Genomic DNA, 13353 nt, shown 5'->3' on the forward strand with positions numbered 1-13353 from the left:
AATCAAGGGTGTCAATGCGGCCCGAACGGATCGCCCGAAGGCATTGCGCCCTCGGCCGCCAGCGGGTCGGACAGGCGCCATCCGGATACCAGCCGGATGGCGCCGCGTGCGTCAGAAGTTCCAGCGCACGTTCAGGAAGCCCGCATTCTCGCGGCTGCCGCTGCCGAACTGGCCCTGGTAGCTCAGGCCGATCGCGGCGTTCTTGGACACGGCGACTTCCGCACCCACTTCAGCCACTGCGGCGTTGCGGGCGATGGGCGTGCCCGCAACCGTGAACGCCGGGCCGGAACCGAAGGCCATCGTGCGGTCGGGATCGACGTCGCCCATCGCATGGCGCCAGCCGAGCGTGGCGCGCAGGCGGGCGGGCGCGCCCGCGATCTGCGTGTCCAGGTTGCCGCGCAAGCCGACAGTGGTGGTCGTGATGTCGTTGCTCTGGCTGTCTGCCGACAGGGCCGCGGAGCCGCCGTCTTCCGAGAAGCCGCCCATGCGCTGCTTGATCCACGCGGCGCCGACAAAGGGTTCGACGGTCGCATCCGGTGAGACCGGCATGGCATAGCCCAGCTCGCCGAAGATCTGCGTGGTGTTGCCGCGGTAATCCGTCTTCAGCTCCTGGCTTGCGCCGCCGATGGCCAGGTTGCGTTTCGTCTCGATGTCCTGCCAGCTGTACGCCGCGCCGGCCATGACGTTCCACGCGTTGCCGCTGGGCTGGACGAACGACTTGCCGCCGAACACCGTGACGCTATAGCTGTCCACGTCCGCCTTGGCATTACGGCTGTCCTGCCAGATCGTGCTGTCCTGGTAGCCCAGCGCAACGCCCACGCGCCAGCCGTCACCGACCCGGATGTCGCCGCCGGCCAGCACGCCGCCGGTGCGCTGGCGATAGCTGGGCGCGTTGCCGTCGCCGTCCTGGCTCTGCCAGTTGCCCAGCACCTCGGTCCACACATTGCGCTGGCACGAGAAGCGCTCGGCGTAGCCGCCCGCGCTGCGGCCTTGTTCGCCGCACGCGCCGTCCTGGCCGCGGCCTTCGCTACGCAGGCTGTCGCGCAGGTGATTCAGCGGCAGCGTCCGCACCGATTCCGAACTGCGCACGATTGCCGACGACAACGAGGCATGACTGTCGCCCGACAACTGCTTGAAAGCCTCCGGCGCCTCGTCCCGGCTCAATCCCACGATCGACGAATACAGCGGGGAGTCCGGATCGATCTGTCCCAATGCCTGCGCCACCGCGTTCTGGTTCGCCGTGTCCGTAACCGTCTCGAACCCGGTGTCGTTGCGCTGGAAGGTCACCGTGACGTTGTTGGGGTCGTAGACCACCGCGCCGTCCAGGAAGGCAAGCTGGGGCAGGGCCGTCGAGGCGAAGGTGCCTTGCACGCCCTGGTCCGCCGTCACCACCGTGTAGGCGCTGTTTGCGGTCAGTGGCGCGGTGTTGGTCACCTGCAATGCGCCGTCAAGCGTTGCGGTGCCGGCCACGTGCAGGTTGGTGGCCGCGCTGGGCCCCACATTTACGGCCAGCGTGGCGCCGGCGGCATTGCTGAAGTTGTTGCTGACCTTCAGGCCGCCGCCCGCCGCGGGCGCGCTTTGGACCGTGCCGGCGTTGACCAGCCCCGCGATGGTGCCAGTGCCGGCCAGCGTGGCGCCGGGGCTGACCTGGACGGACGCGGGCAGCGTGGCGGGCGACTGCGCGCTGCCCAGCACGACCGTGCCTCCCTCGATCGTGGCATTGCCGGTGTACGCGTGGCTGCCGTTGATGGCGAGTGTGCCGCTGCCTTGCTTGACCAGGCTGCCGCTGCCGGACAACGTCCCGCTGAACGCGCCGTCCGCGCCCTGGTTGAAGACCAGCGCCGCGTTGTTGGCGATGGCGCCTTGCAGGCTGGACGTGTCTCCGATCAGCGTGCCGGCATTGACCTGGGTGCTGCCGCTGTAGCTCGACACGCCGGCCAGCGTCAATGCGCCGGCGCCTTCCTTCACCAATTGGCCCTGTCCGCTGACCGGGCCGGACAAGACGCCGTCCGCGGACTGGTTCACACGCAGCGTCGTGCCGGCCGCCGTGCTGACCGCACCGGCGATGCTGGTGCTGCTGCCTTCCAGCGTGCCGCCGGCAATGACCGTGCCGCCGGTGTAGCCGTTGGCGCCGTTCAGCACCAGCGTGCCGTCTCCTTGCTTGGTGAGCGCCCCGGTCCCGTTGAGCGCCTGGTTCAGCGTGAAGGTCTGACCCGCCGCGACGACATCGATGCCGCCGCCCACGCCATCCAGCGAGATGTTGCGCGCCGTCGTGGCAAAGGCCGAGTCCGCGATGCGCAGCGTCCCGCCGTCCAGCGACACGGCGCCGCCGTTTCCAAGCTGCTCGTCGGCGCTGACTTCCAGCACGCCGCTGCGGATGGCGGTGTTGCCGGTGTAGGTGTTGATGCCGTCCAGGACCAGCGTGCCGCCGTTCAGCTTCTCGATGCCGCCGGCGCCGGTGATGGGCGCGGAGATCGTGGCGGTGGCGCCGCTTTCAACCCGGACCGGCGTCTGTGCCTGCGCGATCGCGATGGCGCCGGCGGCGCCCGGTTCCAGCGTGTAGCCGTCGGTCAGGAACTGCAGGCCGGTCACGTTCTGCGTGCCTTCGACAGTGACCGTGCCCGCCGCGCCCGAGAAAGCCGCGTACTTGCCGTTCCAGCGGTCGGCGGTGGTCCCCGCCGTGTCGGTCCAATTGGTGCCCGCGGCGTTCCACGTGCCGGTGCCACCCGCGATGATGCCGTCGGGCGTGGTCTTGGCGCCGTTCCAGAACTGGATCTCGCCGGGTTGCGTCTGCAGCACCAGGTTGATTTGGTTGGGCTGGTTCTGCAGTTGCAGGTCAGCCGTGGCCAGGCTGGACGGCAGCGTGCCAAACTGCACGCCGTTGTCCGTCAGCGTGCCGCCGTAGGCAAACAGGCGGTAGACGCCCGTGCCTAGGTTGCCGCCGTCCGTGATGTTCAGCACGCCATCCAGCCGCAGGTTCTGGGCCACGGTCACGGCCGTCGTGGCCGAATTCGGCGTGCCGAGCGTGAAGTCGAGCTGCGTCCCGTTGGACAGCGCCAGGCTGCGCGCAAACGAGATCGGATTGCCGGGGGTGCCTGCCACCAGTCGCGCGTTGTCCTCCAATTCCACGTCTGCCGCGACGGAGCCCGAGCCGCCCAGATTGCCGCCGGGGTTGATCGTGACGGGGCCACCGTTCAGCGTGCCGTCGACCAGCAGCGTGCCGCTGTTGACCGTGGTGCCGCCGCCAACGTTATTGGAGCCGGTCAAGGTCAGCGACGCGTCGCCGTCCTTGGTCAGCGTGCCGGTGTTGTTGCCGACCGTATTGATGTTGCCGGCATAGGTGCCGTCGGCGCCGTTCTGGTTGAACACGATGGCGCTGCCGTCCACCACGGTGATGTTGCCTTGCAGGCTGGTGGCGTTGCCGGCCAGCGTGCCGGCGTTGACTACCGTGCCGCCCGTATAGGCATTGGGACCCGTCAGCGTGACCGTGCCCGCGCCGTCCTTGACCAGTCCACCGCCGCCGGTGATGGCGCCGGCGTACGTGCCGCTGCCCGGCGCCTGGTTGAAGACGACGGACGTGCCCGTCGAGGTGGCGATGTTGCCCGTAAGGCTGATGGTGTCGCCGATCAGCGTGCCGCCCGCCAGCGTCGTGCCGCCCGTGTACTGGTTTTGGCCCGTCAGCGTCAGGGTCGAGGCATCGGTCTTGATGAGGCTGCCGGGGCCGGTAATGTTGCCGGCCAGCGTCAGGTCGTTGACGCCCGACACCGTCAGTGGCGCGCCAAGTCCAATATCATTGCCGAGCGCAATGCCGGGCGCGCCGGCCTGCAGCGTGCCCGCACCCGCGACGGTCAGGCCGCCGGTGCCCAGTGCGGCGTTGTTGCCCGCGATGATCGTTCCGCCGGCCAGCACGGTGCCCCCGTCGTAGGTGTTGGCGTTGCCCAGCGTCAGCGTCGACGTTCCATCCTTGGTCAGCGGACCGGAGCCCGACACGACGCCATTGAGCGCCAGGTTGCCCGCGCCGCCCACGGTGACCGGACCTTGAAGCTGCACGTCGTTGGTCAGCGCCGCGCCCAGGCCCAGCAGGGTGGTGCCGCCCGCCGCTGTCAGCGCGCCCGTGCCCAAGGCGGTGTCGTTGCCGATGGCAAGCGTGCCGCCGGAAAGCTGCGTGCCGCCTTGGTAGCTGTTGTCGCCGGACAGCGTCAGCACGCCGGCGCCGGTCTTCACCAGTCCGCCCGCGCCGTCGATGTCGCCAGACAGGCCGAAATCGGCGCCGGTGATCGTCGTCGTGCCGGCCAGCGTGATAGCGTTGCTGGCGTTGACCGGGACGCTGGCCGAGAGCGTGGTGCCGTCAGCCGCGGTCAGCAGCCCGACGCCCAGGGCCGTATCGCTGCCCAGCGCGAGCGTGCCGCTGTTGAGCGCCACGCCACCCTGAAAGCTGTTTGCGCCGTTCAGCGCCAGCGTGTCCGTCCCATTCTTGATGAGGCCGCCAGTCCCGCTGATGTCGCCATTCAGCGTCAGCGTGGCGCTGCCCGGCAAGGTCAGCGTGCCGTCGAGCTGCACGTCGTTGGCCAGGGCTACGGGCGCCGACGCGTCCAGCGCCGTGCCGTTGGCCGCCGTCAGCGTGCCGGTTCCCAGCGCGCCCGGCGCACCCACGGTGATCTGGCCGGCATTCAGGCGCGTGCCGCCTTCGTAGGCGTTCGCACCTGACAACGTCAAGGTGCCGGGGCCGGTCTTGATGATGCCGCCCGCGCCCGATACATCGCCGGACAGCGTCATGGCCGCGCCATTCGCGACCGTCACGCCGCCTTGCAGGGCGACATCGTTCGCCAGCGCGACGGCGATGTCGTTCGACAGGGTGGTGCCGTCGGCCGCCGTGAAGAGGCCGGTGCCCAGTGCCGTATTCGAGGCGACCTTGATCTCGCCGTATTGCAGCACCGTCCCGCCCGCGTAGGTGTTGGCGCCTGCCAGCACCAGCGTGCCCGCGCCGGTCTTGGTGAGCGTGGCCGCGGGATCGGCGCCCGATATCGTGCCGGCCGCGGTGAGCGCGCCGCCGGTAACGTCGATGGCGCCTGTGCCTTCCAGCGCAATCTCCCGTGCAGTCGTGCCAGGCGCGGTATTGGCATAGCGCAGCGTGCCGCCATCGAAGACGACGCGATTGGCGGCGTTGCCAAGCTGGTCGTCCGCGCTGATCTCCAACACGCCGCCTTCCAGCCGCGTGTCGCCGACGTAGCTGTTGGCCTGCGTAAAGACCAGGGTGCCGCCGTCGCGCTTGGCGATGGTCGTGTTCCCCTGGAGGGGCGTGTCCAGCGTTGCCGTCATCGACGGTTCGACGCGCAAGGTGGCAACGCCATCGCTGCCGGGCAGCGCGTTCAGCGCGCCGCCGGTCAGGGTGTAGCCATCGGTTGAGAACTGCAGGCCCTGGAAACCTTGCGTGCCGGCCAGCGTGACCGTGCCCGCGGTGCCTTCAAAGACGCCGAAGCGGCTGCCCCACGTACCAGCCGTGCCGGTGGCGTCGGCCCAATTCTGGGTCGTTGCGTCCCAGGTGCCCGTGCCGCCTTGCCAGAACTGGATTTCGCCAGCCTGGGACTCGTTCAGGACGTTCACCTGGCCGGCCACGCTGGTCTGCAGCGTGATGACGCCCGGCGGCAGGGTGCCCAGCGCCAGGTTCATCGACGTCGCCGTGCCCGAGTAGGCAATGATGCGGTACACGCCCACGCCAAAGTCAGGTGTGCCATCGATGTTCAGCGTGCCGTTCAGATCGACGTTGCCGTGCACGTTGATGAGGCTGCCCGCGTTGGGCGCGCCCAGCTGCGCGTCGATGAAGGACGCGTTGTCCAGCGTCAGCGACCCGAGCGTCAGCGCGCCCGGCGCGGCCGAACTCACCGCAATCCGGCCGCCGTTGTTCACGTTCACGTTGCCGTTGGCGGTGCCGGTGCCGGTCAGGGTGGCGCCCGGGCCGTTGACGTTGACCGTGTTGCTGGCCAGCGTGCCGCCCAGGTTCACCGTGCCGCCGTTGATGTCGAACACGCCCGAGTGGCTGCTGGCGCCGTTCAGCGCCAGCGAGCCGGTGCCGGTCTTGGCGATACTGCCCGCGCCGGCCAGATCGCCACCGAAGACGCTATCCGCCGCGCCGCCCAGCCCCAGGCTGCCGTCCACCTGCAGCTTGCCCGCGCCGGAAATCGCTGCGATGGATTCGGAGCCGCTCAGTTGCAGGGTGGCTCCGTCGTCAATGCGCACGCCGGATGCCGAAGCGAAGAGGTTGTTGCCCTGCGTGACCAGCGTGCCTTGCGCGACGCCGACGCCACCGGTCAGCGCGTTGCTGCCGCCGAGCGTCAGCGTGCCCAAGCCCGCCTTTTCCAGATTGCCCGCGCCGGACAGCGCGCCAGCGTAGGCGCCCGCGGCGGCTTGATCGAAGGTGAGGGTGGTGCCCGCGCTGGCCACGACGGGTCCGTTGATGCTGTCGGTGTCGCCGGTGATGGCGCCGGCCTGGAGCTGCGTGCCGCCGGCGTAGCTGTTGCTGCCGGCCAGCGTCAGTGTGCCAGCGCCGGTCTTGACCAGTGCGCCGTTGCCGGTAATGTCGCCAGCTAGCGTCCAGTTGCCCGCGCCATCCGCCGTCAGCGAGTCCGTCAGCCCCACGGCGTTGGCCAGCGTCACGCCGTCGGCCGCCGATAGCGTTGCGCTACCCGTGACATCCAGCGCGCCCGTCCCAAGCGCGGTGCTGCTGCCCGCGACCAGCGTGCCGGCCGACAGCGTCGTGCCGCCGGCGTAGCCGTTATCGCCCGACAGCGTCAGTGTCGCGCCGCCGCTCTTGATCAATGCGTTGCCGCCGTTGATGTCGCCCGTCAGCGTCAGATCCTGGCTGCCGTTCACGGTCAGGTCGCCGCCGGCCAGTGCTATCTGATTTGCCAGCGTCGTGGCCGCTGCCGTGTCAAGCGCCGCATCGCCCGAGACGGTGAGTGCACCCGTGCCCAACGCCCGGTCCGATCCAACCACGATCAGGCCTTGTCCCAGCGTCGTCCCGCCTTGATAGGTGTTCTCGCCCGTCAGCGTCAGCGTGTTGGCGCCCAGTTTGGCAAGACCGCCCGCGCCGGACACGTCGCCCGCCAGCGTCACGTTCTGCGCGCCCGACACTTCCAGCGGGCCGCCGTTCAACGCCACGGCGTTGGCCAGCGTCACCGGCGTGCTCAGCCCCTGCAGAACCGCCGCGCCACCAATCGTCAGGGCGCCGGTGCCCAGAGACGAATCGCCGCCGACCTGCAGCGTGCCGCCATCGATCTGCGTTCCGCCCGCGTAAGTATTGGCGCCGGCCAGTGTCAGCGAGCCCGCGCCGGCGGCGGCAAGACCGCCGGTTCCGGAAACCTCGCCGTCAAAGCGCAGTCCGTTGGTCGTATCCAGGTTCAGCGCCTGACCCAGAATGACGTTGTTGGCCAGCGTCACGGCCTGTGTCGACCCCAGCGTGGCCGCGCCGTTCACCGTGAGATCGCCGGTCCCCAGCGCCGCATCGTCTCCAACGCGCAAGGAGCCTGCGGCCAGCGTGGTGCCGCCGGTATAGGTGTTTGCACCGGCAAGGGTCAGTGTCGATGGGCCGCTCTTGGTCAGCGAACCTGCGCCATCGACCACGCCGCTCAGCGTGATGTCGCGGTCTCCGGTTACGTTCAGGGCCGCGTTCAGCGTCGCGTCGTTGATCAGGTTCAACGCCGGGCCGCCCGTCGTACCCGACAGGCCGGCCTCGGCGTTGACGAGGAGGGCGCCGGTGCCGAGCGACCCGTTCTGGCCCAGCTGCAGGTTGCCGCCGTTCAGTTGCGTACCGCCCGTGTACGTGTTGGCGCCGGAAAGCGTCAACGTGGTGCCTGCGCCGCCAGCAATGAGGCCGCCGTCGCCGCTGATGGTCCCGAGCAGCGTGGCGTCCTGCGATTGCGCCAGCGTCAGATCGGCCCCGGATGCCACGTTGATGGCGTTGCCCAGCGTCAGGCCGGTGGCGCTGTCCACCGCGGCATCGGCCGTGACGGTCAACGCGCCCGCGCCCAGCGCGTCATTGTTGCCCAGCACCAGACGGCCGCCGTCCAAACGTGTGGCTGCGTACGCATTCACGCCGTTGAGCGTGAGCGTGCCCGCGCCCGACTTGATGAGGGCGCCGTTGCCCGAGATTGTGTTGTTCAGCGTCAGATTGCCGGCCCCGCCGGTCGTCAGCGCTGCGTCCAGCACGATGCCGTTGTTCAGCGCATGCGTGCCGTCGGTCAAGAGACTGGACGCGCCGGCTACGTTCAGCGCGCCCGTACCCAGCGCAGTGTCGCTACCGACCCGGATGGCGCCGCCGATCAACGCCGTGCCGCCGCCATAGGTGTTGTTGCCGGCGAGCGTCAGCGTGCCGCTACCCGCCTTCGCCAGCGAGCCGGTCGCGCCCGACACCACGCCATTCAGCGTCAGGTCGTTCGTGCCTGCATTGGTCAACGTCGCGCCCGCGCCGATGGCGACGTCGTTCGCCAGCGTCACGGCGGTTGTCGCATTCAGTCCGCCGCCGCCCGTGACGTTCAGCACGCCCGAGCCCAATGCCGTGTTGCTGCCCGCGGCAATCGTGCCGTCCGCCAGCGTCACGCCGCCGATGCCGGCGTTGTTGCCGCCCAGTGCCAGCGTGCCCGCGCCCGACTTGGTGATGCGGCCCGCGCCGGACAGGGATTGGTTCAAGGTAAAGACATTGCCGGCATCGGCGATGTCGAAGCCCGCGCCGGCGCCGATGTCGATGGCGCGCGCGGTGCCGGTGTAGCCGGTGCCGGTCACGCGCAGCGTGCCGCCGGCAAAGGTCAGACCCGTGCCCGCCGCGCCCAGGTTGTTGTCGGCACTGACTTGCAGCACGCCTTCGCTGATCTGCGTGCCGCCCGTGTATTCGTTCGCGCCGCCCAGCACCAGCGTGCCTTGGTCACGCTTGTTCAGCGCGCCAGCACCACGGATGACGCTGTTCACCGTGCCGGTCAGCGCCGGATCCACGCGGAAATTGTTGGGGCCCTCAGCCAGGCGGATTGCGCCGTCTTGCAGCGCGTAGCCGTCGGTGAAGAACTGCATGCCGGTCACGGCTTGTTCGCCGGCTACGGTGACCGCGCCACCCGACGCGCCGCCAAACACCGCGAAGTTGCCCGCCCAGCTTTGGGTCAGCGCGCCCGCCTGATTGGTCCAGTTGGTCGAACCCGCCTGCCAGGTGCCTGCACCGCCGGCCAGCGTGCCATCCGCAAGCTGCTTGGCGCCGTTCCAGAACTGCACGCTGCTGCCCGTGGTCTGCACCACCAGGTTCACCTGCTGGTTCACGGCGGTCTGGATCTGCAGATTCGACGGCACGGTGCCCGGGGGCAGTGATCCCAGCGCCAGCCCGTTGTCCGTGAGCTGGCCGGTGTAGGTGATCAGCCTGTATACGCCTTCACCAAAGCCGCCCTTGTCGGTGACGTTCAGGTCACCGTCCAGCGTCAGGTTGCCGTTGACCTGCACCAGCGTCTGCGGCGAGGCCTGCGGCGCGCCCAGCGCCACGTTGATCTGCGAGCCCTGATTCAGCGTCAGTCCGCCTAGCGTCAGGGTCTGGCCTGATGTGGCCGACAGCGCGCCACCCGAGGCAATCGTCGTCGCGCCGCTCAGGACGCCCGAGCCCGCCAGCGTCGCGCCGGCGCCCACATTCACTTGCGTACTGGCCAGGCTGCCGTTCACGTCCAGCCCGCCGGACACCAGGTCGAACGAGCCGCTTTGCGTGCTGTTGCCCGTAAGCGTCAGCGTGCCGGTGCCGTTCTTGACCACATTGCCCGCGCCCGTCAGCGCGCCGCCGAAAATCGAACTGGCGTTGTCCTGCCCCATCTGCACCGTCGCCCCAGCGCCCAGGTCCAGCCGGCCGGCGCCGGCAAGCGAGCCGAATGTCTCGCTGTCCGCCAGCCGCAACACCGTGCCGGCGCCCAGGTTCACGGCCACGCTGTCAGCCAGCGCTTGTCCGCCGCGCGTCTCCACCGTGCCGGACAGCAGGTTCAAACCGCCGGTGAATGTGTTGTTGCCGCTCAGCACCAGCGTCTGCGCGTTGGCCGCCACATCCACGCTGCCTGATCCGCTGATCGCGCCCGCGTAGGTCGCATCCACGTTCTGGCCGATCACAAGTTTCGAGTTGTTCAGCACGCTTGCGCCCAGGCTGCCCGCGCCAGCCAGCACGGTGCCGCTGCTGATGGTTGTGCCGCCATGTGTGTTGGCGCCCGACAGTGTCAGCGTGCCCGGGCCGTTCATCACCACGCGCCCGGGTCCGGCAATCGCGCCGGCCAATCCGACATCGTTCGCACCGGCCACCGTCAGGTTGCCGGTCAGTGCAACGTTGTTGACGAAGTTTCGCGCCGCCGTGCTCTGCAGCGTGGCGTCTGCGCCGACGGCCAGTGTGCCGCTGCCCAGCGCGGTGTCGCTCGCGGCGATCAACGTCCCCGCGTTCAGCGCGACACCGCCGCCATGCGTGTTGTTGCCCGAGAGCGTCAACGTGCCGGCGTCGTTCAAGGCGATGGCGCCGCCGCCGGACAGGTTGCCCGACAGGTTCAACGCCTGTCCGCCGGTGGCGATGCCCAGCGTGTTGCCGAGGCGGACGTTGTTGTCCACGGTCAGATTGCCCACGGCCAGCGTCGCCGGTCCTTGGACGTCAAGCAGTCCGGAGCCCAGGCCTTGCGCGTTCGCCAGCGTCAACTGGCCCGCGTTGAGCAGTACGCCGCCGGAGTGCGTGTTGACGGCAGACAAGGTCAGGTTCGCATTGCCGTTCTTGACCAGCGTGCCGCCGCCCGATAGCGCGCCGGCCAGGGTCAGCGCCTGGCTGCCGCCCACGGTGAGCCGGTCGCCCAGCACGAACTGGTTGCCCAGGCTGACGGGCGCAGTGCTGTCCACGGTAGCCGCGCCGGTCACGTTGACCACGCCGGTGCCCAGCGCGTTGTTCGCGCCTGCGATGATCGTTCCCGCCGCAAGCGTGCCGCCGCCGAAACTGTTGGTGCCGTTAAGCGTCAAGGACCCGGTGCCAGTCTTCACCAATGTGCCGCCGGCGCCCGACATCGTGCCGTTGAGCGTCAGGTTGTTGGCGCCAGCCACGGTCAGCGCGTTGCCGAGCGTAAAGTTGTTGCCCAACGCCACGCCCGAACCGGCCAGGGTGGTCGCGCCACTGACGGTGACCACGCCGGTGCCTAGGGCGCCGGACGCGCCCACGTTGACCGTGCCGCCAGCCAGCGTGGTGCCGCCCGCATAGGTGTTGGCGCCGTTCAGGTTCAACACCCCCGACCCGGTCTTCACCAGCGATCCCGCGGCACTGATCGGCCCGTTCAGCGTCAGCGTTTCGGCGCCGTTCAGCGTCAGTGCATTGTTCAACACCATCGCGTTCTGCAGCGCGACGCTGGTGGATGAGGCCAGTGTCGCCGCACCGTTGACGGTGAGCGGCCCCGCGCCCAGCGCCGTGTTGTTGCCCACGACCAATCCACCGGCGCTGATGCGCGTCTCGGCATGCGAGTTCGCACCCGTGAGGGTCAGGATGCCGGCGCCGCTCTTGACCAGCGCCGAGCCGCCCGACAGCGCGCCGGAAAGGGTGAGGGCGGAGGGGTTGGTCAGGGCAAGGTCGGCGCCGAGCACGATGTTGTTGGACAGGCTGGTGGCGCTGCCGGGCTGCAGCGACGACGCGCCGTACACAACGAGGTCGCCCAATCCCAGCGCGCTGTTGCCGCCCAGCGCCAATCCGCCGCCGCCGAGCCGCACGCCGCCAATGTGCGTGTTCGTGCCATTGAGCGTCAGGACGCCCGCGCCGGACTTGTCCAGCGCGCCGGCGCCGGAAATGTTGCCGGCCAGCGTCATGTTGTTCGTGCCCTGGACGCCCAGGCCGCCCGCATTGAGCTGGATGGCGTTCGCCAACGACAGCCCCGACGTGGCCGGCGCAATGGCGCCGCCGTTGCCGACAAGCGTGCCAGCGCCGAATGCGGTGTTGCTGTCGAAGTTGACCAGGCCGCCGTTCAGCGTGGTCTGGCCGCTGACCAGTGGCCCGTTGATCGTCCAGGTGCCGCCATTGACGCGCAGGTTGTTGAAGTTGCGGTACACCGTCGAGCTTGCCGTGCCGGTGCCAGTGGTGCCGGTTGCGCCGGGGTTTTGCAACACCAGCGTGTTGTTGCCGTTCGCGCCGCCGTCCACCGTGCCGCCCTGGGCAAAGCCCAGCGCGATGCTGACGTCCAGGCCGGCCACGGCCAGGTCGACGCCCACGTCCGGGCCGCCCGCCGAGATGGTTGACCCGGTCACGGCGGTGAACGTGTTGGTGCTGTTTTGCCCCATGCTCACGCTGCCATTGATCGTGCCCGCGTTGACGAAGCTGTTGCCGGTGGCCGATCGGCCCAGGCCCACACGGCCGTTGATGACACCGCCGGCCGCATTGTTCACGGTGACCGGCGCGCCGCCATAGGCGGCAATGACGGGGCTGAGATTGAGCAACGACAGGGAAAGCAGGCCCGGTTTCAGGCCGATCGTGCCCGAGTTGTCGATGTTGATGCTGCCCGTGGCATTGCTGCGCAGGGAGAGGGCGGCGCCGTCCAGCGTGGTGAGCACCTGCAGACCCAGCACCGACAGGCCGGCGCCGTACAACGTGCCGCTGTTGTTGACGCGCACTGCGCCGGCGTTTGACGCGTTGCCCATGATCGCGCCAGACGTGCCGACCGCCGCCAGGGACAGCGTGGGGTCGATCAGTCCCTGGTTGGTGAGCGTGGTGTTGCGGCCGGTCAGCTTGACGGCGGCCGAGCCCGGCAGTGCAACCAAAGGTCCTGAGGACTGGCCTGCCGGCGTCACCAGTACCGAAACATCGTTGGCGCTGCTGGTGACCGTGTTCGGATTCAACAGCGTCCACGCGTCATTGCAGAGGATGCTGGCGCCGGTCGTCGTGCATGCCAGCGCGGCTGGCATGGGCAGCATTAGCAGCGCGAGGACGCGCCAGACATAGTTCAGATGAAGGGGAACGGGGAAATAGCCATGCCGGTGGCCAGATGTCATTGTCAGCTCCAGGGGACGGAAGGAGCCTTACCCGTTTTTCGCACACATCAACCAGCCGCAAACGGACAAGGCGGTGCTGCAACTTCAGGTACCCGGCGGCGGTTGATGTTGTTGTCCCGTCCGCTGAATAGGGGTCAGTGTTGGGGGCAAATGAGGGTCGCGGCTGTAAACAATTCGCGTCAAACGTAACGACATAGTTCGACATAATTGCGGATTATCTCTGTATGCAACCTACGTTTAGTTTCTGATGTTTCAGTGTGAATTATTGGCGATTGATAATGTTGCGGCGCAATGACATTTAATCGTTCGCAGATTTATGAGGAAAATAAATACTTGAATACGATT

Annotated in this window: 1 protein-coding gene; it reads right to left on the reverse strand. The window is 68.6% G+C overall.

Going from position 1 to position 13353, the window contains the following annotated elements; translation table 11 throughout:
• Positions 1 to 111 precede the first annotated feature (111 nt).
• On the reverse strand, positions 112 to 13008 hold the full coding sequence (locus tag KW836_RS15200; RefSeq protein ID WP_218343800.1) for an autotransporter-associated beta strand repeat-containing protein: 12897 nt from the start codon (positions 13006 to 13008) through the stop codon (positions 112 to 114).
• Positions 13009 to 13353: the final 345 nt, after the last annotated feature.

The sequence above is a fragment of the Achromobacter sp. ACM05 genome (assembly GCF_019218915.1).
Taxonomy (GTDB): domain Bacteria; phylum Pseudomonadota; class Gammaproteobacteria; order Burkholderiales; family Burkholderiaceae_B; genus Achromobacter; species Achromobacter animicus.